The 23,591-nt window shown below is 36.6% G+C and carries 16 protein-coding genes and 1 pseudogene; 6 read left to right on the plus strand and 11 right to left on the minus strand.

Annotated features, from left to right (window positions below; translation table 11 throughout):
- Nucleotides 1-23 precede the first annotated feature (23 nt).
- The 9 genes from HDE68_RS04630 to HDE68_RS04670 form a co-directional block, all read right to left on the minus strand.
- Nucleotides 24-629 carry a DUF4254 domain-containing protein gene (locus tag HDE68_RS04630; RefSeq protein WP_183879368.1) on the minus strand — a complete coding sequence of 202 codons (606 nt, stop codon included), beginning with the start codon at nucleotides 627-629 and terminating at the stop codon, nucleotides 24-26.
- A gap of 56 nt (nucleotides 630-685) precedes the next feature.
- Nucleotides 686-3,133, minus strand: a complete 2,448-nt coding sequence (locus tag HDE68_RS04635) for a glycosyltransferase family 9 protein (protein WP_183879370.1) — start codon at nucleotides 3,131-3,133, stop codon at nucleotides 686-688.
- A gap of 10 nt (nucleotides 3,134-3,143) precedes the next feature.
- Nucleotides 3,144-4,895, minus strand: a complete 1,752-nt coding sequence (locus HDE68_RS04640; protein ID WP_183879372.1) for an ABC transporter ATP-binding protein — start codon at nucleotides 4,893-4,895, stop codon at nucleotides 3,144-3,146.
- Nucleotides 4,896-4,930: 35 nt separating this feature from the next.
- A complete protein-coding gene (locus tag HDE68_RS04645; protein ID WP_183879374.1) occupies nucleotides 4,931-6,064 on the minus strand; it encodes a hypothetical protein in 1,134 nt (377 codons plus the stop codon).
- Between the two features lie 40 nt (nucleotides 6,065-6,104).
- On the minus strand, nucleotides 6,105-8,522 hold the full coding sequence (locus HDE68_RS04650; protein WP_183879376.1) for an outer membrane beta-barrel family protein: 2,418 nt from the start codon (nucleotides 8,520-8,522) through the stop codon (nucleotides 6,105-6,107).
- A gap of 9 nt (nucleotides 8,523-8,531) precedes the next feature.
- Nucleotides 8,532-9,203 carry a S8 family serine peptidase gene (locus tag HDE68_RS04655; RefSeq protein WP_183879378.1) on the minus strand — a complete coding sequence of 224 codons (672 nt, stop codon included), beginning with the start codon at nucleotides 9,201-9,203 and terminating at the stop codon, nucleotides 8,532-8,534.
- Between the two features lie 38 nt (nucleotides 9,204-9,241).
- Entirely contained in the window at nucleotides 9,242-10,687 is a 1,446-nt protein-coding gene (locus HDE68_RS04660; RefSeq protein WP_183879380.1) for a radical SAM/SPASM domain-containing protein, read from the minus strand.
- A gap of 87 nt (nucleotides 10,688-10,774) precedes the next feature.
- Nucleotides 10,775-10,963, minus strand: coding sequence for a hypothetical protein (locus tag HDE68_RS04665; RefSeq protein ID WP_183879382.1), 189 nt, complete (start codon nucleotides 10,961-10,963; stop codon nucleotides 10,775-10,777).
- An 85-nt stretch (nucleotides 10,964-11,048) separates the two neighbouring features.
- Nucleotides 11,049-12,935: a S41 family peptidase gene (locus tag HDE68_RS04670; RefSeq protein ID WP_183879384.1), complete on the minus strand. Its 1,887-nt coding sequence runs from the start codon at nucleotides 12,933-12,935 to the stop codon at nucleotides 11,049-11,051.
- A 375-nt stretch (nucleotides 12,936-13,310) separates the two neighbouring features.
- Here HDE68_RS04670 and HDE68_RS04675 point away from each other — a divergent pair.
- Nucleotides 13,311-13,969: pseudogene (locus HDE68_RS04675) on the plus strand (flavodoxin family protein).
- 237 nt (nucleotides 13,970-14,206) lie between these two features.
- Nucleotides 14,207-15,049 carry a GNAT family N-acetyltransferase gene (locus HDE68_RS04680; RefSeq protein WP_183879386.1) on the plus strand — a complete coding sequence of 281 codons (843 nt, stop codon included), beginning with the start codon at nucleotides 14,207-14,209 and terminating at the stop codon, nucleotides 15,047-15,049.
- Nucleotides 15,050-15,156: 107 nt separating this feature from the next.
- Here HDE68_RS04680 and rocD read toward each other — a convergent pair whose 3' ends face one another.
- Nucleotides 15,157-16,416, minus strand: a complete 1,260-nt coding sequence (gene rocD, locus HDE68_RS04685; RefSeq protein WP_183879388.1) for an ornithine--oxo-acid transaminase — start codon at nucleotides 16,414-16,416, stop codon at nucleotides 15,157-15,159.
- Nucleotides 16,417-16,556: 140 nt separating this feature from the next.
- On the opposite strand from rocD, the gene HDE68_RS04690 reads away from it, so the two are divergent.
- Nucleotides 16,557-17,009 (plus strand): Lrp/AsnC family transcriptional regulator, encoded by a 453-nt coding sequence (locus HDE68_RS04690; protein ID WP_183879390.1) that lies wholly within the window; start codon nucleotides 16,557-16,559, stop codon nucleotides 17,007-17,009.
- Between the two features lie 280 nt (nucleotides 17,010-17,289).
- Here HDE68_RS04690 and HDE68_RS04700 read toward each other — a convergent pair whose 3' ends face one another.
- Nucleotides 17,290-17,943, minus strand: a complete 654-nt coding sequence (locus HDE68_RS04700; RefSeq protein WP_183879392.1) for a potassium channel family protein — start codon at nucleotides 17,941-17,943, stop codon at nucleotides 17,290-17,292.
- Between the two features lie 295 nt (nucleotides 17,944-18,238).
- On the opposite strand from HDE68_RS04700, the gene HDE68_RS26355 reads away from it, so the two are divergent.
- From HDE68_RS26355 to HDE68_RS04720, 3 genes are all read left to right on the plus strand, one after another.
- Nucleotides 18,239-20,404: an AAA family ATPase gene (locus HDE68_RS26355; RefSeq protein WP_221300663.1), complete on the plus strand. Its 2,166-nt coding sequence runs from the start codon at nucleotides 18,239-18,241 to the stop codon at nucleotides 20,402-20,404.
- 3 nt (nucleotides 20,405-20,407) lie between these two features.
- Nucleotides 20,408-21,892 (plus strand): 5-methylcytosine restriction system specificity protein McrC, encoded by a 1,485-nt coding sequence (locus HDE68_RS04715; RefSeq protein ID WP_183879394.1) that lies wholly within the window; start codon nucleotides 20,408-20,410, stop codon nucleotides 21,890-21,892.
- Between the two features lie 332 nt (nucleotides 21,893-22,224).
- Complete coding sequence (locus HDE68_RS04720; protein WP_183879396.1) at nucleotides 22,225-23,490, plus strand: epoxide hydrolase family protein; 1,266 nt, start codon at nucleotides 22,225-22,227, stop codon at nucleotides 23,488-23,490.
- Nucleotides 23,491-23,591: the final 101 nt, after the last annotated feature.

A 23,591-nucleotide genomic window follows, 5' to 3' on the forward strand; every position in this document is an offset into this window, starting at 1 on the left:
TCATTGCATTATCTTTTTCTGCGTTACTTCCCTGCATTATACAAAACTGGATTCAGACTGGGGTCATTATACATTTTCATTTGTTTATAGACTTTCATGTACTTTACACCAATGCTGATGTCATCGATCAGTTCATCTAAACTCTTACAAAGATCCGTCTGCTGAAGCAATAGCACTTTCAGTTTTTCCAGGCAGTTTTTCTGATGTTCTTCGCAGGCACCATCCCGTCTTGTCTCCTCCTTCATATGATAAATTTTTAAAGCGAGGATTGATAGCCTGTCTATGACCCAGGCAGGACTTTCTGAATTTATCTTTGCACTCTCTAAAGGTTTAACCTCTTTAAACTTGTCCAGTAAATAGCTATCAATAAATTCAACTACATCGGTACGCTGCTGGTTAGAAATATCAATTCTGCGTTTCCAGTTTAAACCTTCATCCGGGCTAATATCCGGATTACGTACTATATCCTCCATATGCCATTGTACCGTATCTATCCAGCATTTGAGATAAAGCAATTCATCTAATGTATTTGCAGGGAATGGATTATTAATAACACAATCAACGACATTGATAAGATGATAATCATTGATTGCTTTTTGAAATATTTTATTACAAACAGTACTATTCATAAGGCAGATATAAAATAGATTTATTTTGAAAATATTACTGGTCAGTTAAATTGTTTTTATTTAATCATGTTATCAATCAGTCTTGATGTTTCTTCAAAATGAATGGACATTTTGCTTTCATAATATCCACTAGAGACATCAGAGTATCCAAAATCTTTTTGCGTTGAAATAAATGGGTATATCGCTAATTTCTTGTTGCTTAGGTCCGACATTTTTAAGTCAGCACAATCATGTTCAAGAAATTCTGCGGTACAGATATGATCAAAAAATGATTTGAAAATAATTACAAACTGTGTGCATGCAAAATTATCTACAGCTATTAAATTCGCATTCACCTGTTTAATCCGATCATCACAAAAACAAATTCCACCAAGTAAAATATCGGCGTTTAAATTTTTTGCATGAGCAATAGATGCAAATAAATGCTGTTCCGAATAGGCTGGAGTAAATTGATGATCGTCTTCACAGATCAAAATATATTCATGACCCGAATACGCACTCTCTGTAACAATTTTTTTAATCGTAAGCCATAAGCCTAAACGTCCATTTTCATTTTCAATCGCATTAACCAGGGTCCAGTCGAATGCCGTTTGATTTGCAAACTGCTTCAAAATATGATTTCGCCGGTCAGTCCTATGTTCCAGACTGATAATAAACGTGGGGATCTTTTCACACACAGGGGATGAATCCTTTGTAATTAAAAGCGGAAGATCAGTTGCTGCAGAATGACTATGATTAGTCACAGCATATTGATCAATGAATTCCGGAAATTTTTCAGTTATGAAATTAAACAGCAGCTCACTATTTATTTCTCTGGCAGGAATACTTTCCCGGTTAAATTCTTCAAAATCTGGCGGACATTCTGCCATTAACAGGAGCTGGTTGTCGTTACCTCCCTGAGCATGACGCATATGCACAAGGCAGCGGACAAGGTATGAGCCCTTCCACCATTGATTTGGATGATACCTTCTTTCCGGTACCTGTTTACCGGCATAAGTTAATAATAAAGGAGGTTTAACAATTAATTGCTGATTTAGTAAATGGGTATAGACCCCTTCGGCCAGATGCATTAATCCAGTGCATGGACCGATAACGGCATCCACTCTCTGATCTGTGTATAAACACATCACTTCACGCAGGCTTAAAGTATCTGCCAGGATAACATTTGCACATTCTCTACGTCTTATAAGCTCATTCAGCCAGATATTATCTGAAACCTTTTTTGAAGTCACCAGCAGGATTCTGATATTTTTACTTAGTCCGGAAAGTTTCCTGATGAATTGAAATAACGTCAGATCATAAATCACTTTATCCTTACTGGAAGCATCATGCAATAAAACAATTAAACGATCTGATTCTTTTATACCATTACTGACCAGCCAATCCTTTGCCCAAAGATGTTCTTCTGGTAATAAAGAAAGCGTATTCATAATCTCTTCGCCGAGCTTCGTCTTCACCTGGTCTGAATATCCAGGATGATAGCAGGCATTTGTATAAAAGTCCATGGTTGCCTTTGTTGAAACGGGCCGTTCATCCATCGCACTAAATGAATAAAAAACCAGTTGCCCAGACAGGTTTTCATTAGCTATTGCGTTGGGATGCCCAGCACTGGCTACCACAATAAAGTGATAGAATTTTAATAATATATCATTATTGCATAGTATCAGATCATATTCCTTAAAAGACAAATCCTTCCAGTCTTTATTCGTAATATAAATGTTATGAGGCAGTGATTTTTGAAATATCTTGTAGATCGGATCAAATGCGGCCCTGTTACTGATGTTTAAGCAATATTCACTGTCCGCGGGAAGAATGGTCATCAGCTTTTTTATTTTAGCTAGCCAGTAAACTGAGTCACCAATAAAAAAAGGTCTTTTAAAGTCGTCTAAAATCAATATTCTTTTTGCTCTTTCCGGCTGAAACCTGCAATTGATCTTTTCTATTAACTGATCCATTTGTGGAATTCTGGCTTCTTGCTGGTCAATGGTCACCTGGTGGATACCATCATCAAATTCTTTTTTAAAGACATTCAATTGGTTTTGATTTTCTACACTCCGCTCAAAGGGGAGCAAGCCTTCTTTTCCAAATAAGGTTGCAGCAATTTTATAAAGCATAGTACAATCATACTGCAGTTCTGAAAATGAATAAATTCTCTGCTCATTGACAGCTAAATCATACCGCTGCAAAAAATGCTGCTGCAGATCTTTCTGGTAATCCGGATGCGTTATAATCAAATCATAAGCTGACATATCAATTGTATTCCAATCCTCTTGAATGGTATAATCATTCAAAAAATAAGATAAATGATGCGTATCGGGCCAGAAATTTTCAAAGCCAATAATTCCCCTGCTGTTCACATGCAAAGTATAACTGCTTTTTGCAAAATGTTTTTTCAGCAAAAAGACTGTCGTATACAATTGCTTCAATAATAATAGGTTGAGTCCTTCGTGTCTCAAACAATCGTGGGCATCACACAATACCAATATCTTTGTTATCGATTTCATACCAATTATTTTATATAACAGACCCTGTTATTTTATATTTAAACAACTCTTTAGACTTTCCATTTTCCAGCAGTAAGGCAGCCGGTTCACCAACTTCGATCAGTTTCCCTTCCTCTAATAGAATAACCTGATCCAATAACAGTGCATCAGTAAGGTCGTGCGTGATACATATAATGATCTTGTCCGAAAAAACTTTCAATATCAGTTCTAAAACCTCCTTACTGCTGCTGTCATCCATTGCAGAAGTGACTTCGTCCAATAAAATAATATGAGCCTGTTTTAATAATGATCTGGCCAGTGACAGCTTTTGCAGTTGTCCCCCTGAAGGGTTTGCACAATTGTCGCCATCACCAATTAAAGTATCCAGACCTTTAGGTAAAGACTGCACATAGGCTTTCAGATTAACAGCTTCCAGGCTGTTCCATAATTCGGTCTCCGTAGCCTCACGATTTGCATAAACTAAATTATCCCGGATGCTTTCATATAAAATTTGTGGCTGTTGAGTAATCACAGTTACATAATCACACCATTCATTTATGGAAACATCCAGTAAAGAGATCTCTCCGTTAATTTTAAGCTGTCCCTGAGTTGGATCATATAACTTTGAAATGATTTTAATCAGCGTACTTTTTCCGGCACCATTAGCTCCTATAATTCCATAACTATTTCCACTGACAAACTTCAGGTTGATATCGGATAAAATTGTAGTTTGATCAATAGTGAATGAGAGGCCATAACATTCAATTTTTCCGATATGCTGGCTGGTTATGATCCGTTTATCCTGTACCGGCTCAGCGGGTCTGTCTAAATAAGGAAAAATTCGTTTCGCAGATTCATGCGCCCTGACATAATCAACATATAAGTTCAAAAAATCATTTGTAGGAGGGGTTAACCGGTTACAATACTGTATAAATGCGACCAGGGCGCCAATAGTCATCGCATGGTTCATAACCTCATAACCGCCTACCAGTAAGATAACTAAAGGGGAAAGAGAGATGAAAAATGATGATCCATTACTACCTAAAGCACTTAGCTTTGTATTGCTAAGGTTCAACTCTATTAAATCTTTCGTTTTGCGCTTAAATACATTTTTTTCGTAATCATGCGTATTAAATAACTTGATCAGGCTAATGTTCTTGATCCGTTCAAAATAGAAATTGTATAGTTCTCCTTCCTTAATTCCGGTGTTTTTTACCAGTTCCCTAACCCGCCGGCTCACTCTTCCATTGATAAAAATAACAATAGGTACAAGTAGTAAAGTGATCAGGAACAGGCGATAGTTGAGATAACAAAGCAAACCGGCTAAACTCAATAAGATAAATACATTGTTTAATAACCTGATTACCCCTGTAGTCAGAAAATGCTGGATTTTATCTACTTCATGACTAATTACCTGGATAACTTCTCCCGGCTTATTTTTCTCAAAGTAAGGGTAGGGCATCCTGAGTAAATTGGTAAATAATTTCTCTTTAATGTCAGTAATCATGCGACCCGACAGCCATGTGTTTAAATAATCAGAAGACATTCCGACAAAAAAACGGATCACATTAATCCCTACCATAATCAATACCAGTTCAAGAAGGAGGTGCTGATTGGCAGAGGGGATTACGTCATCAATTATTTTCCCCAATACAAATGGCGCCGCTAAACTGCATGCAGTTCCCGTTAAAATCAATGCCAGCATGAGTACTTCGTAGCCCCAGTATTTCTTTAAGAAGGCAAAAAAAACCTTTAATTCTTTAAATTTTCGCACTGCATTCATAGTCAGGTTTATATATAGATGAATAGCTGTTCTGTTCAGGTCCTGAGACGGGTCTGGTACAGGTATAAAATAAACCGTAAATAGAAACCGGATGTACGCAGGTCTTTCAATACGGCAAGACATAATTTCTCTTTCTCCAGTATCTCTTCCAGAAAATTTTCCACTGAAATATCACCATCAATGTCAAAAACCAATTTTTGTCTTCCTTTAGAGAGTTTGACTATTTCCAGGATAAACAAGCGGTTTTTGGCATCCGGTTTAAATTTTTTTATTTTGCCCCATAAAAATTCATCGTCTTTCACCACGTCCCATTTCATCAGATTTTGATGTATAAATAAGATCCTGCCCTGTAAATCATGCTGAACCATAGCAATACCTTTGTAAGGGATTGTATTCAGTTCCCCGGCATATCCACAAAAAGCTACAGGCGTGGCAATCATCGAATAGGGTTGCTGCAGAGCTTTCCAGGCAAATTTGAAGGTGTCTTTATCGCCCAGTAAAAACTGATAATAGATATCCCTTTGCTGATTAAAATACATACACAAATTCAGTGCAGCCCAGCAACGTTCTTTATGGATCAGAATCTGCCCGCTTTCCTGTTCATATTCTTCATAATCAGTAGCATCAACGATTTTCCAGATCGGATTCCCAATATCAGTTTTCCAGAAATCCGGCCAAAATACGGCTCCATTTTTTTTATAGTCCTCAGTGTCAAATAAATAAGTTGGGTCTGCAAGACAGTTGTTGTCCGCGTCAATAAATAAGACCTCTTTAAAAGCACTATTGAGTATGGCAAATGGTTTAATTGCATAACCTTGCAATGGCGAAGAAGCATAATGGTCAACATTTTTACAAACCACATTCAGTGCCTGCAATTCCATGATCACTTCCTCATTTAATTCTTCATCCATATACCAAAGCTCTATAGGAAGCGCGCAGCCACTATTTCTCAATAAATGGATACTTACCCAGGCACAGGTAAAATACCGGATACCTCCGCCACAAATCACAATTCCCTGATCAGAAAAATGGCCCGGGTAAGCTGGTATATCCTGGCTAACATAAGATTGCCAGGATTCCTTTAAATTGCGGACAAGCTCTTCACTTGCTTCATATCTCGTGAAGCGGATACCACTGCTATCAAATCCATCTGGTTTTTCCTTGTTCATATTTTTCTTTGCTCCATGTTGGTCCTGATTTACCAGATTTTTATAAACGCCCCCGGGCTTCATTTCCACCGGCATCAACTCCTTCTCTGTTTGTCGTCTTTTTTCCGCCCGAAAAGCTATAGTTTAAGAAAATCCCAACGCTTCTGATATAGTCCAGTCTGGTTCTTTCACTAATCCTGGTAAAGTATGGGCTGTCAATAGTATTTCCAGGTTTATTGAGGTGAAAAGGGTCTGCCAGTTCCAGTCGGGTGGTCAGCCTGTCTTTGAAAAAACTTTTCTTCACATATATATTCAGATTACCCGTATTAAATGAGTCGTAAATATCATAAAAGCGGTTTCGGCCGTAATTACCAGAAACCTCAACATAGTATTTTCCAGGTAAAGTAAATTTCTGTACGGCCCAGAAATCCTGTGAAAACTTTGACCGGTGAACTTCTGGTGTTGTGCGTACATCAAGTATGGTATTTCTTAAGGTAGCATTCATATTGAACTCCCACCAATCGGTGATCTGGACAGGAATATAAACAGACAGAAAAGAGTTTCTGTTATCACTGATATTGGCATCTTTAGAAACAATTACATCGCCAATATTTGTCACATTAGTCGCTATCCCAGCTTTGGTATTCTGATAGCCCACAGTCAGTGTATATTTATTTTTAAACACATATTCCAGCTGTAAATTATTGCTGAAATAAGGTAGTAAATTCGGGTTCCCCTGCTGAATAGTATTCAGACTTGTATAAAATGTAAAAGGGTTCAATTGTCTGAATCCCGGACGGTCTATCCTGCGTGCATAAGAAAACGAAAGTGCATGCTGCTCACCCAGCTTTCTGCGCACATAGGTGGAAGGGAAAAAATCCCATCTGTTACGGCCTATGGTTTCATTTGTGGTAACAGACTGACCATTATAATCAGTTTGTTCCGCTCTCAGTCCGGCTTTTACTTCCCAGTTTTTGAAAGATTTGGTCAGGGTACTGTATAAGGCTAATATTTTTTCCTGATATATAAAGCGGTTAGATCTTAAAATATCCAGGGGCGCATTGCCATCCAGACCATTTCGATATTCCATAGCATAATCGGTTTTTGAAGTCGTGTATTTACCACCCAGATTTAGCTGTAAAGACTTACCATAATGCTGTTCCCAGTCCATATTGAAGACGTGGACGTTTGATTTCCCCTTATTGTGTGCAAATAAACTGTCACGTGGCCCGATTTCTGCTCCTGCACTATTGAAAAATTTAGTTTCCAGTGCCGAAGGGTCATTTAAATCATAATTTACATAACTGTAACCTATGTCAAGTTTACTTCCAAGGGTATCGAGTTTATTGCGGTAAAAAGCGTTTGCAATTTGATTCCTGTAGGTAAACCTGGTATTCTTGGTACTATAGGAGGAAGAGTCTTTCTGGTTGCTGTTTTTATTGCTGAAAAAGTCGGAACTGGTGGTTGTGGTATTACTGAAATCTCCGGGATTATCAAATCTGTTATAGTTGGCCCCTAGAATCTGATTAGGCGTCAGTCTATAGTCAAAACCAGCATTGAAAGCAATAGAAGGGTATTTCTCTATATATTTTTCAGTTTGTGTATTGTATATATTTGTCTGTTTAAATTCTTGTCTGATATTATCCTCATAAAAAGCAGGAGAATTCCGATAAGTAAAACCTCCCTGAATGGTTAATTTCTCTACTCCATAATTTGCCGATGCAGAACTAAAAGTATTGTTTTCCCGATTATACCAGTAACCACTATTTACACTGCCTGATAGCCCGTATCTATAATCAGATTTCAGCACGATATTAATAATTACCCCTCCATTTTGTGCGTCATATTCTGCTCCCGGAACTTGTCTTAATTCATAAGACTTGATAGACTCTGATGGAATAGTACGCAGATAAGCTAATATCTGGTCTGCGGATAATAGAATTCTTCTGTTGTTCACATAAACAGTTACTTTCTCCGATCCACGGAAAGTAATATCCCTGCTGGTTGCCTGTACACCGGGAATAATATTGAATAACCGAAGGGCGTCTTCCCCTTTTTCATATACGCTGCCTTCTATATTCAATGTTAATTTATCAAGTGACCTGGCAATTAAGGGCCTTTTTGATCTCACCTCTACCGCATCTAGTTTAACTGATAGATCTTTGGCAAGTATAATATCCTTTAGGATAATATTGCGGTCCGCAAGATCAATCCGCTGATGAAAGGGTTCATAACCAAGATGAGAAATATGAAGAATATATTTTCCTGCATTTAAGCTTTCCAAAACAAAAACACCCTGTTCATCAGACGCAGTACCCTTTACAAGTATTGAATCCTGAACCGTACGCAACGTTATAGTGGCCATATTCAGTGCTGTATTGGGCTCGGATTTTATTTTCCCTGAAATCTTTACTATTTGTGCTTTTGATAAAATCGTTAAGGATAGAAGGCATAATATCAGGCTTAGTTTTTTCTTCATTGAGTGCTGCTATTGTTTAACATTATTGATTAGTTCATCCGTTAAATTTTCCATTTTCATATGGCCTTTTAATTTCAGGATGTTTGCAGCATAGGCTGTCATTTTCGCACAGGAAAAGCTTGTAGAGTCAGACCAGGTGATGTCATCCGGAAACAAATCCACAGCAGAAGTATAGAATTCAATGTTTTCCTTATAGCTATAATTATACAACTCACCCTCAGGCAAGGTGGTCGTACCGACACTAATTACTTTCCGGTAATGTGCCGGGTAGCAATGGGTGCCTGACTGGTGTTTTGCTGATATAATCGCTATGTTATTCTCATAAGCCTGATCACAAACAATGCGTAATAACTCAGGTATTTTATCAGCGATAACACCAGCGCTGATATTGATAATATTTACATTTTGATTGATACAGGTTTGTATAGCTGCAGCAAGAATATCCACATCGGCAATCATCTCCTGATCAAAAATTTTCACTATATAATAATTGGCGCCAGTCACTATGGACGAAATTATTCTAAAGCATTCACTGCCATGACCAATGCGGTCAAAGATGTTATCAAATGAGCAGATCTGATTGGTCAGCTTATCTTTTTCTAAAAAAATGCCCTGGACAGCCGGTAATTCTCCCGCATATACCTGATTGATTCCGCTATCAATAATGCCGATCTTTATCATATAATTCCCATATAATCTGGTATGGTCAACCAGGATTTCTATCCGAGTTTAACTTCTCCTTCGCTTGTAAATAATTGATTTTCGGGATGATCTTTGGAGAAATTCTGCTCATAGATAGCTTGCATACGTTCGTCCATAAAATATTTCCATGGACTGCATACTTTGCTTTCCGCATTGCTCACAAAGCGCATATTACAGCCTTCATCGCATATAGGCAGCACCTTGCAGGTCCGGCAATCAGCCTGTTCAGTTTTATCAAAATGTTTATACTGGCTGAGGGCGGGATTTTGTCCGTTAAAATCATTGACATGTTCAATCCGTTTATCTTTACTATTGACTGTATTGTAACACTTATGAATAAAACCTCCGTCATCAATAGATAGAGAATTTGCACTCTCTACTGTTAAACAATAAAAAGAGGAGAGATTAGGGTAGGCGAAATTTAGTCTTTTAGACTTTGATCCTGTACTTATCGCCCATCGTTTAAAATGATCTACTCTTAGAAATTCAAAATCCTGTCTTGATTTCTGATATTCATAGCTTGTATAGTAAATATCCTTATCCTGATTATGGCCTAAAAAGTTGTAAAATTTAGGTGCCCAGTGAAATTTAACCTGCTGGCCACGCTGCGGCCAGAATTCTCTGTCCTGGAAATCCTGAAATAATGCAGGGATATTCTCAAAAACGGCTTTATCCCCGTTAATACGGATGGTTACCACGAATTTATCTTTTGGCATAGCAGAAAGATTATTCATGATATCATCATAGGATCCATTTCCATTTCCGTAAAAACGCACCTGGTTATGCATATCCTTTTGGCCGTCTATAGTAACCTGCACATCATAAACCCTGCAGTCTGCTAATAACTTCCAGGTATTGCTATCCAGCAATGAGGCATTGGTAATGATACTGGCATAAAAATCCAGGTCATATTTTTCACAAATGTCCAATACAAACTCAGAAAATTCTTTAATTACATTTTTGCGTAATAAAGGTTCTCCGCCAAACCACTCAATTGCTATTTTTTCTATTTTCTGGGCATGAGGTCTTTCTACAGCATTCAAAACCAATTGTTTCAGGTTGTTCATGCTATCTTCATTCAAATATTTAGTATCCCTGTTTTTGGCACTTTTATCACCTTGAAAACAATAAGGACATTTCATGTTGCAACTGTTAGTTGGTGAGATACAGAGGAAAAGGGTAGAGGAGTCCGTCATGGTTTGTCTGGACTGATTTGCACGCTTCTTTACTTCTACAAATTCATCTGTCTCACTGGAAATGATCATCCCGTTGGCTCTCAGGGCCGAGATTACATCCAGGTCAAGATAGTGTATTTCCATGCTGTTTAATTTGGAAATAAAATGCCCTAAATCGTAGTCTACCTGCATCATAGCATTTGAAAATGCATTGTAAATGATATAGACATCCCGTTTGGTATGTGGAATAAAATGATTGTAATAACTTAGTTTTAGGTTCGGTAGCATGATAAATAATCTTTATTTAAGAATGAAAAAATCTTTATAACCATTAAATTAACCTGCCAGGTACAGGTACCCGGCAGGTTAAAAGCATTAGATTAAAATCTCAAGTTCTTCAGATGTACTTGTGGTTCCTCCGCCATTACTGCCGTAACCGCTGCTGCAAGATGTACCACCGCCATTTGAACTGTAGCCTTTTCCGCAGAAACCTTGTACTTTCTCAGTTGATTCTTCTCCTTGAGCGTTTACAAGTGTGCTCATGATTTTTGGTTGATTTTCCATTTTTTAAGTTTTAAATTGTGAATAGATTATTTATTTAGTTGACCGGTCAATTCATCTTTTTGTATTAAATAGTATCATCATTAAATTATAAACCTTGCAGCGTTGTCTGTAAATTTTCGTGTTCGATCATTTCAAAAGCAGTATGAAGCACCTTATCATGATATCCATACAGATCTGAATAGTCATTTATTTTTACCGTCAGATCTGGGGTAATCCCTTGATATTCTATTGTTTTTTGATTGTTTAATAGATATATTTTGCTTAGAATATTCGCATTTAAAATTATACCCTCGGGAAGCTGATAAGCATGCACTGTTGAAAATGAACTGCTTGTTGTTGCCGTGCCAACAATGGTTGCTCCTTTTTTTTCCTTAAGTATTAAAGCAAAGGATTCAGATGCACAAGCAGTCTTATTATCAACCAGAATGATAATTTTTAACCCGGATAAATCTAAGAAGCTATTAGGTTTTACAATTGTTTTTCCAGTATAAAGCTTGTCGGAGGTCGAATAGGTTTGGGTGGAATATTCCATAGGACTTCCTATAAAACATGAAGCGATTTTAATAGTCTCGATTTCATATCCGCCCGGATTGCCCCTCAGGTCAAATATGATACCCCCGGCATTTTTTAAACTATCTTTCAGGTTATAGAATTTGATCCAGTCACCTCTGTCCCATTTGTTTATTTTTAAATATATCCAGTTATTCTTAACCCTGCGAAAGCCAAAATGTTCAGGTACGAATTTGCGGGGAATAGGGAATACCTTATCATAGTTTAAGCTCACCTGATAACGGGAGCCATCGGATTTTTCGAGTGTAATATGCTGTAGGGATGAATCTATCTGGTTTTCAAATAAATGTGATATCGCCAGTTCCTGGCGCTGAGCTGAATTTCCAAAATAATTAGTACTGAGCGAGTCTACCCATTTTTCACAGCTTTTATCTTCTATCAGGCGGAGCTGATCTCCCAGGCTGATTTTACTTTCTAATCTGCCATCTTTAATACCCACTACCTGCACTTGATTATTGATACGTTTTAGAATCAATGGTGATGATATCTTAGACCTGATTCTGCTCTTATCAGGTCTTTGAAAATAAAAATGTCCATCATACAGGTGATCGGCTATTCCTTTCAGTAACTCTACTTTATCCGTAAAGACTAATGAGCCTGAAATCAGGGTGTCTATAGAAGAGAGTATTGCCTGTTTATCTAATGCATGTTCTTTATAAAAGGGATATTTTTGGAAAAAATATCTGATCAGGTTTAAGGTAGCTTTTTGTCTGCCTTCGCTATCAGCACCCTCATATTCAAAATTAAATATAGCAGAAGTATTCGTGCTCAATTCAGTTTTTTGATTCAAGGGATAACTATCGCCAAAATTTCTGATCACAGTTTTTTCAATCTGATTTTCTTTTTTGCCAGTCAGCTCCCCGAAAAATAATCCTTTGCTGGGTGATTTTATTAAATTCTCTTCATATGATTTGGCCTCACCAACTATTAGCTTATAGGTTTTAGCAATATCTTTAAGTTCAATTGTCACATAGCAAAGAGGGCTGTTATCCCCAGATTGCTTATGTGTACCAGCTGTTACTTCAGCCGCTTTATCTATAGCCCATTCAAATGGTATCTGATAACCATCTTTAGCAAATTCAAAGCGGCGTTCATAACACTTTCCGTTACTTTCACAGACTTGCAGTTTCAGCGCCGATATATTTTCACTATAAAGATTAAAATACAAACGCCTGGCTAAATAGCCTTTTGGTTCATTTAGCTTTATTTTCCAAAGTTTGTTTTTCAAAAAAGGCTCGTATCCTCCGGTAATTACATTTTTATCATAATCATCAGTTATTGCAAAGAAAGTATAGCCCTGTTTTAATTGGTTTTTGGAAGGTAATAAAGACACCGTATTTTTTTCTCCGGACTCATAGTGCCATACTTTCCATTGACACTCCGCTGTGAGCGAAGTCATCATTAAAATGGCGCATGTACATATCCTTCCCGCTATAAATACAATTTTTTTGTAATTTATAGTATGGGTATGTTTTGTTTTTTTAAAAACACAATAAGAAATAAACATATAAGTGTTTATATTTGATTAAAACGTATCTCTAATATAATTTTAGTTAATTATAAAAACAAATAAATTACGATAAATCTATATAATCCTTCTGTATGGCTCTGTACTGGTGTTGTTTAGGTAAAGAAAATTTGGTTTTTTTTATTTCTTAGAACTATTCCTGCATTTTTCGGCTGGATAGTTTAGCGTGATATTGTCATTAACGTTCATTTATATAAAACAATGTTATCAGAAGGATGTTCTGCCCGGGGAAATCTTTAGACATTAAATATGAAAGCATTCATCATAAACTGTACACTAAAACCATCGCCTCAATTCTCAAATACCGAAAGGCTGATCAAAAAAGCTGTAACTCAACTTCAAGAAAAAGGTGCAGAAACAGAGATTCTCCGGATCGTTGATTATCACATTAAACCAGGAAATGTTACCGATGCCGGGGAAGGGGACGATGGCAATTGATACTGGAAAAGATTAAAGCTTGTGATATTTTTATCATTGCATCACCCATATGGATGGGGCATCTGGCTTCCACAGCACAGCGTATTATTGAACGTCTGGATGCGATCTTTCACGAGGAAGGATTTACTGATGAAAAGACCGGACAATATTTTACTTACAATAAGGTTGGCGGATGTTTAATTACCGGTAATGAGGATGGTGCGCATTCCTGTGCTGCCCAGCTACTTTGGTCTATGCAGGAGCTTGGCTTTACCATTCCCCCTAATGTAAATGCTTATTGGGTTGGTTTAGCCGGAGGCGATAAAAATTATGCAGAAGCCGGAGGTGAAAGATATTTTTATACCAATTCTACCCTGCGTTATATGATTGGTAATCTTACTTTCTTTGCAAAGCTTTTAAAAGCAAACCCGATAGACACTAATCTTAAAGAACTGGAAGAAATTGCTAAAGAAGAAAGTGACCCTGAATAAACGGGTAAAGCGCCTATTCATATTTTAGCGTGTTCATCAATAATAGAACGTCTTTTTCTTATATCGGCGATAATTTCTATACTGTATTCCGGTAATATTAATATATTGTGCAAAATTTATCAAAAAGGGATAGTTGTGCGAATATGGCTTATATATCCTGTCATTGAAATTAAAAATAAAATTACTTAAGAGACTTAAGTAGAAAGATGAATGTTTTTTGTGTTTAAGGGTTAAAAGATGGAGATCACTACGTTAGAAAAAATTGAAATAGATAGAATAGCAGAGGTATTAAATGAATCGTTTTCTGATTATATAATACCCTTACAACTTAATTCAGAGCAATTAGCCTATAAGATTTTTACAGAAAACGTACGCCTGGATTTATCCATCGGTGTCTTTTCATCGGATAAATTGATTGGTTTTATGCTACACGGACTGAATAATGTTGATGGAAAACTATCGGCATATAATGCTGCAACAGGTGTTATTCCTAATTACCGCGGACAAGGTTTAGTGGGACAGATGTATGCTTATTTATTACCGAAATTAAAGATATCAGGTGTAGCGCAAATGCTATTAGAGGTAATTGAAGGGAATAATTCTGCTATCCGGTCTTATGAAAAAATGGATTATAAGGTAAATAGAACACTGGATTGTTTTAGCGGAGCAGTTAAAACGGTAGAAAAACCTCCTGTAGCACTAATTAAAGAATTAGATCATTTTGATTGGGGTAAATTTAATTCTTTCTGGACAATGAAACCCTCCTGGCAAAATTCTGTAATAACTCTTGAAAACAGTAAAGGCCGCTGTAGTGTAGCCGGGGCTTATATCGGCGGAGAATTAATTGGATATATAATCTATGATCCTGTTTTAAGGAGAATACGGCAAATTGCAGTTTCATCTGAACACAGACGTAAAGGTGTAGCAACGCAGCTGGTCAATACAATGATCGGGTTGATTGATCCAAAAGATTTGTTTATCAATAATGTTGATCATAGTTCTTTAGAAACCATTGCATTTTTGAAAAGCCTTGGCGTTTCAAAAAATATAAGTCAGTTGGAGATGAAAAGAGAATTGTAAACAAGAGTACAGATATAAGCAAGAACAGAATCCATCAATATTTTAGAAGCGCCTGAAAACAGACATCGCAAGTCTGCCTTCAGGCGCTTCTTTCTTTTGATCAGATCTTAAGCAACGCTTAACAATGATTTCTCAATAATGCCAAGGCTTTCGATAATTTGCTCTTCAGTAATTACTAATGGTGGGGCGAAGCGGATTTTATTTCCGTGTGTAGGTTTGGCGAGTAAGCCGTTCTCTTTAAACTTCATGCAGATGTCCCAGGCCATATCAGATTCTTCCGTACAGTTGATAACAATGGCATTCAATAGCCCTTTACCCCTCACTGACTGAATAATGTCCGTTTTTTCTGCAATCTTCTCTAATCCTGCCCTGAACAGTTTTCCCATTTTATATGCATTTTCAGCAAGATTTTCATCAATAACTACTTGTATGGCTTCTCTGGATACTGCACATGCTAAAGGATTTCCTCCGTATGTTGAACCATGTTCGCCTGGTTTAATGGTCAGCATGATTTCATCATTAGCCAGTACTACTGAAACTGGTAATACACCACCTGAAACTGCTTTTCCTAAGATCAAAATATCTGGCTGGTTACTTTTATCCTCAGAATTCACTTCATATGAAGCCAGCATGCTTCCTGTTCTGGCAATTCCGGTTTGGATTTCATCCGCAATGAATAAAACATTATAGGCTTGACAAAGTGCCTTAATACGCACCAGATAGTCACTGTCTGGTACCACAACACCAGCTTCACCCTGAATAGGTTCAACAATAAAACCTGCAATATTTTTATCCGCTTTTAAGAGAGCTTCAAAAGCATCCACATCATTATATGGGACATGGGCTATTCCACTGACAAAAGGACCAAAGTCTTTTTTCGCGCTTTCATCATTAGAAGCTGAGATTACAGAAATAGTTCTGCCATGGAAATTTCCATTTGCAAAGACAATTTTAGCCTCATCAGGACTGATACCTTTGATTTGGTAGGCCCATTTTCTACAAAGTTTCATCGCTGTTTCAACTGCTTCCACACCCGAATTCATCAGCAATGACTTATCATAACCAAATAAATTACAGACAAACTCTTCAAAATCACCTAATTTGTCACTATGAAATGCCCTGGAAGTCAGCGTAAGTTTTTCTGCCTGATCTTTAAGTGCATCAATAATCCTTGGGTGACAATGTCCCTGGTTTACTGCTGAATAGGCAGAAAGAAAGTCATAATATCTCATTTCTTCAACATCCCAGACAAAGACGCCTTTTCCTTTTTCTAAAACGACAGGTAGCGGGTGGTAATTATGTGCACCATATCTTTCTTCTTTTTCTATTAGCTCTTCGCTTTTACTTAAGTTTGCTGAAATTTTCATAATTGATTCTCTCTTAAGCACGAAGATAGTAATATTTATTATTTTGTGCTTGTAAAAAGTTAATTTGACTTTTTAATTGATTTTGAAAGTATATTTGTTGTTAATAAGCGTATTAAAAAAAAACTAATCTTAAATAATTCATGGATCATATTGATGAATTTGACATTCAAATATTAAAACAACTGGAAATAGATGGACGAATGGCTTATTCGGCTATTGCTTCCACTCTTGGTATATCGAACACAATGGTTCATCAGCGAATATCCAGGTTAACCGAACAAGGGATATTAGCAGGGATTAAACCTGTATTAGATGAGAAGAAAATTGGTTATGACTGGGGCGCCTTTACCGGGATCACGCTCGAAAGAGATCAGGACTCGAATCGTATTATTGAAGAATTAAAGAAAATCCCGGAAGTTACCGAATGTTATTATATTTCAGGTTCTTATACCTTATATCTGAAAATCATTGCTAAAAATCATGAGCATATGAGAAAAGTACTCTATGAAAAAATAGATAATATTCAGGGTATTGCTAAAACAGATTCTATCATGGAGCTGGGATGCGCGTTTAAAAGAAATATTATCCTGTAAAAAATATATGAATCAGCGTGACGCAATTTGATGAAACAGGGCACCAATTAACTAATAATACCTACCTTTTTACCAGCAAACCGATCGGCATATTTCAATACCACAGCTACCGGAACAGCAGCAGAAGGCTCAATTATAATTTTCATTCTTTCAGCAGTCCATCCGCTATAGTAGAAACGAAAGGGGCTTTTTCTATTTGACCACTTTTAAACGATAACACTGCATCTGCTTCCTTTATCAGTAAGGGAGTATTCCAATCCTGGAGGCAGCTCCTTAAATGTTATTCTTTCACGACTACAAACCAGCTTGACACATAAGCCGTAAACGTACCGAACAGGCCAACTCCCGCAGTCATTAATATAGCTGCGATAATGCGGCCTTCGGTAGTTACCGGAAATTTATCACCATAGCCTATCGTAGTGATTGTTACATAGGACCACCAGATTGCATCTTCTGCTGATTTGATATTACTGTTAGGGTCTTTCTCCACCTGTAAAATGGCGATTGAAGAAAATATGATGAGTAATATAGCAAGTATGGTTACCGAGGTGAAAGCTCCTTTTGCCTTATTCCTGAAAACATATTTAACAAACATCTGTGTAGAACGGAAAGCACGGATAAGGCGTAATAATCTGATCAGTCTAAGGATACGTCCGGCCCTGAGATAACTTATGGCAGGTACGCTAGAAATCAGGTCAATCCAGCCCCATCTCATAAAAGCACTTTTATCATCCGCTTTGTAAAAACGAATGCAAAATTCGGTAAAGAAAAATACACAGATTGTATTATCAATATAGGTAAGCAGGATTGATGTTTCTTTTGGAAGGACGAAAATTGTGTCTACCAGGATTGCCATTAAAACATATATAGACAATACAAATACCACCAGGTTAAGTAAACCAAGCTGATTTTCTTTGTTTGAATTTGTGATCATATAAGCGGGAAATAAAAATGAGGGTTAAGTAATTAAATATAAGTGCCTTATGTAAGATGACAAGATTGGGCTAATCTTAATCAGGATTCAATTTGAATAATGCTACTTGATTGAAATTGAATGCCGAAATATCAAAAATGAGGTAATTCCTGTTTTAAGTGTTACGGTTTTCCGTATTAATATTTTAATAATGCTGTGTATTTTTGATAACAATAAATAAACTTATAATTTATTGTTTTTACTTTTATAAGTAATAATTGAAATTTAATAGCTTTTAAATTAAACATTAAATAAAATGATCCTTCAAGATTTAGAAAGAGAAATAGAAATATGGGAAGACTGGAAAACCAGGTATAATTTTTATGTCCCAAAGTTCATCACAGAAGCTTCTGGAAAAAATACAATAGAAGAGTGGGATCAGGATGTCTTTAGGGAGTTTTTTGAAAAATCGAACGATCAGTGTGTCTCCTCATTGCGGCAAGGGTATTTCACTAAAAGCGAAAAGGAGAAAATAAAGAAGAACTGGCATGAGCTTGCACCACTCTTAAAAGAAATTGCTGAGAGCCAGGATAAGCCACTTTATAAAGTCTATCACAAACTTAAAAACGTAATCAGAAAATTTACAGATCAGAATAGAAAGGCAGCAACGAATAGAATGATCGCTGGTTTGCAACCAGAATTATTATGTACGATCGTTAATGAAGGAAATCTTACACACTTAATGTCACTATTAAACCAAAATATTGAAGATTGTAAGCTTAAAATTGGATCGGACTGGTTTGAGAATAGCTTTGAAGTTTTAGATTATTATAAAACCCATTCCAGTTTACAAGATCCATATAAATTAATGACTTATCCTTGGCAGAGTTATGATTTATTAAGAGATAATGATGCAGAAATCCCAAATAATGATATGAGTGAAATTATAGAGAATGGTTATAATCAGGAGATTGAATTGCTTCATTACAAAAAACAAATCATTCTGCAGGGGCCTCCAGGAACGGGAAAGACGCGTCTTGCAGAACTAATTGCCGATCGTTTATGTTTAACTAATAAAATTGAAAAGCTAAATATTCCATCCTTTATTGATGAGCAGGTTATCAAAAAATACTGTAACAGCAAAGTAAAAATAAAAAGTGCCAGGGACGGTATTAGTTATAAAATTTTGGGTCTTGAATCATCAGGTGTAAAAGTTGAAAGTTCAAAAGGGACTACCTATATTCCAAAATTTGAGGAAATATGTGCTATGTATAAGAAAAAAGCATGGGAGAGAGAAGGCGAGTTGAAAGGAGGAAATGATTCTTATAGTGCTGCGGTAGCGAAACATATTTACAGACATCTTGAATTAGCCGATAATCCGGATAAAGAACAATTTATTAAGCTTTTGCAATTCCATCCTTCTTATACCTACGAAGATTTTGTCAGGGGAATTGTATCCAGGATTGATGAAGAAAATCAGCAGATTATTTATGAGGCAGAGAATAAAACATTAGCTCAATTTTCAAAAGTAGCGTTAGAAAATTATATCCTGAGCCAACAGGAGAATGAAGGTAATTCAGAAGTTCGTTTTAGTGATTTTATTGATCATATTATTGAAACGATTGATGAAAAAGGTAAATTTATGTTATCTGATGTTATTTATATTTTTTATGTTGATGATAAACGATTTAAATATAAAGGAGACAATTGGACTGCACATCCAAATGGTTTAAATATGAATTTCTATGAGCTGCAAAAGATCATTAATCTGAATTTAGATACCCGTCAGAAAATCGTTAAAGAAAAATCTCTAAATGCATTAACCAGACAGCACGCATCATATTATCATAACTTCAACGAGTTTTTTAAAACATTTCAGAAACAGAAACACCGTATACAAAAGACAAAAATACCTTTAAACAATTACGTCCTCATTATTGATGAGATCAACAGAGCCAACCTGTCCTCTGTGTTAGGAGAGTTAATTTATGCATTAGAATATAGAGGAAAAGCATTAGATTCAATGTATGAAGTTAATGGCTCAGCTAAAATAATTTTACCACCTAATCTTTTCATTATTGGTACTATGAATACCGCCGACCGCAGTGTTGGGCACATAGATTATGCCATACGCAGACGTTTCGCTTTTGTTAATGTACTACCCAAAAGTATAAAAGATTTGGACGGTTGTAAATTTGATAACGGACTGTTCAAGACAGTAAGCAATTTATTCGTTAAAGATTTTACAGAAGATATTGATTATTCTACTATTGTAGGAGATATTGAGCGTTCTGTACATTTATCTATGGACTTTAATCCGGAGGATGTTTGGCTAGGTCATTCTTATTTTATTTATAAAAATGAAGAGGAAATGGAAATACGATGGGCGTATGAGATAAAACCAATTCTCCTGGAATATATAAAAGATGGTGTGTTAAAGGAGTCGGCAAAAGAAGCCATAAAAAATATCAAGATCAATTAACTTATGGGTATAATCTTAGCAGAGCATCAGTCATGCAAAATACAATACAGTGAAGAAGAAGATTCGGGCAGTTACAATAGAGCGTGTTTTACCTTATCTTTAAAAAAAGCTGATTATGAAACTTTGGAAATGGTTAAGCCCAGAACTTTTAAAATATCCAGAGGTAAAAAACAAAACTGCTTTGATTTCAATAAAGAGGAAAATAATTTTATTATTCGTGCAGGCTATTATATTGGTGTTGATTGGCTATTTCCAAATGGCCGGTATCTGCAAGTAGAGCCAAAGCTAAATTTATTTGATGCTACCTGTTTCAATACTATTCTGGAACTGGAGAATCCAGAAGATGAGCTGGTAACAGACATTCTTGATAAGAAAATAAAAATAGATTTAGAGGAGTCTGTTAAAGAAATCAATAATTACAGAGAAGTTAATTATCTGCGAATGCTTTTGGATGCGATGACAGATGAAAGTGTATCTCATGAAACAGACGGATTAGTTTTTATAGACTGGGATTCCCCTGAACTCAGTATAAAGCAAAATAGTGATCAGTTAACACCTTTTTTGGTGGTTCATTTTCTTAATTTATTAAAGACAATTGTGCGTAAAGGATTGAAAAAGTCCTATTATAAAGTACAGGAGCATTTGAACAATCGTGTAAAAGGAAAGGTACTGGTCAGCCAGCAGATAAAGCAAAACATTTTGAAGAATCGTGTTACAAAGACTTATTGTGAGTATCAGCTTTTTGGAGTTGACCATATAGAGAATCGTTTCCTGAAAACTGTATTAAGCTTTACTATAAAATATGTAGAAAATCATGCTGGTATGTTTGGAAGTAATATAGGTAAGATCAAAAGTCTTCTTACGTATGTTCATCCTGCTTTTGAGCAGGTAAGTCTGCTAGAAAGTGACGAGCAGTTGCGGCATTTCAAACATAACCCCTTTTTTAAAGAATATAGAAATGCAATCAAAACAGGAAAATACATTCTGAAACGTTTCGCTTATAATCTATCGCAGACAGCAGCAGAGTTCAATACAATACCACCTTTTTGGATAGATACGCCCAGGTTGTTTGAGCTCTATGTTTATCAGAAATTATTAACTCATAATCCACTGGATCATCAGCATATACATTATCAATTTAGCACATATGGAAATTCACTGGATTATTTAATCAGTAAACCAGGATTCGAAATGGTTATTGATGCAAAATATAAGATGAAATACAGCAGTTCTTTAGTGCATGAAGATATTCGTCAGGTTGCTGGTTATGCAAGATTAAATAAGGTGCTTAGAAAATTAAACATTGTAGATCAGAACAATGAATTAATAAAAGATGAAAATGCGGCTATTGATTGTTTGATAATCTATCCTGATTTAAAAGCAGATATAGATTTTGATCTTACTTTTGAGAATATAAGAACTGCAAAAAACAGGTTAAAGGCTTATCATAATGTATTTAAAATAGGCCTCAGTTTGCCAATGATATAGCTGAAGATCAAAGCAATTGAGCGGAGTTTTACTTTGAATGCATTAGTGTCAACTGCTATATCCCCGGTTGTGATCAAAGATTTTCCTGTCCGGAAGAAAGAATGGCTAATATGTCTCTATAGTAGATGAAATAGCAAAAATAATCTGATCGCAAATATAAGTTTATAGCTGCCTTTTTAATATACCTGTTTTAATCAGATGTTCAAAGAATCATCTCTTACTTCATTCCCAAAAATGACCAGTTCAAAACCTGCTTCGGCTATTTGACCTGTTTGCTGATTGGGGGAGGGCGATGAGGAGGATACTTTTGGAAGAATTTTAAAAAACAGATTATGAAAAAGAACAAATTAACACTTGCCGGGGCAATAGTGACCAGTGTTTTCCTATTAACAGGAACATCCGGCTTCGCACAGACTACTGCTCAATCTTCAGCTTCCATTCGTCCTTATCACATCAGTGTTCCTTCGTCGGCGATTACTGATTTGCGTAAACGCATAACATCAACCCGCTGGCCTGAAAAAGAAACCGTTGCTGACCAGAGTCAGGGTGTTAAATTAGACAGGATACAGAAATTGGTTCAATACTGGGGCACTGGTTATGATTGGAGAAAGGCCGAAGCTAAATTAAATGCGTTACCTCAGTTTATCACGACGATTGATGGCCTGGATATACAGTTTGTACATGTGCGCTCCAAACATAAAAATGCTCTTCCTTTGCTACTTACCCATGGCTGGCCAGGATCGGTATTCGAATTGATTAAAATCATTGGCCCGCTTACAGATCCTACCCAATACGGAGGTAAAGCTGAAGATGCATTTGATGTCATCATCCCTTCTATGCCAGGTTACGGTTTTTCTGGTAAACCAACAGGTACAGGCTGGGATGCAGACCATATTGCAAAAGCGTGGGATGTATTAGTGAAACGTCTTGGCTATACAAATTACGTGTCCTCTGGTGGTGACTGGGGATCTGTTGTTGCCGATAAAATGGCTAAACAACAACCAGCAGGTCTATTAGGAATCCATGTAAATATGCCTGCTACAGTTCCTGCAGATGTTGCCCTGGCATTGAAAAACGGTGATCCGGCACCAGCAGGCTTATCTGAAAAAGAGAACGCTGCTTTTAATTCGCTGAATCATTTATATACAAAAGGTGGTGGTTATGCCGCAATGATGGTGACCCGGCCACAAACACTGGGTTATGGTCTTTCGGACTCTCCGGCCGGTTTAGCTGCATTTTTCTACGATAAGATGAATGAATGGACTTATAGTGGCGGGGATGCTGAGAAATCTTTGACTAAAGACGAAATTCTGGATGATATCTCTTTATACTGGTTAACTAATTCCGCTGCCTCATCAGCACAGCTTTACTGGGAAAATAATGCTAATAACTTCAATGCAGTTGATATTTCTATTCCTGCAGCGGTAACAGTTTTCCCGGGAGAGATTTATCAGGCGCCAAAAAGCTGGACAGAAAAAGCTTATCATAACCTGATTTATTTCAATGAAGTCAAAAAGGGAGGTCATTTTGCCCAGTGGGAAGAGCCGCAATTATTTGCAGAAGAACTTCGTGCAGCATTTAAAACATTGCGTAAATAAACATTTCTTTAATTATTAAAGCCCCTGATCCGGGGGGCTCTCTTACAGTCTTATATCTTAGGAATCATAAAGCATTAGTTTCTGCTAATCCATACGAAAAA

The sequence above is a fragment of the Pedobacter cryoconitis genome (genome assembly GCF_014200605.1).
Taxonomy (GTDB): Bacteria; Bacteroidota; Bacteroidia; order Sphingobacteriales; family Sphingobacteriaceae; genus Pedobacter; species Pedobacter cryoconitis_B.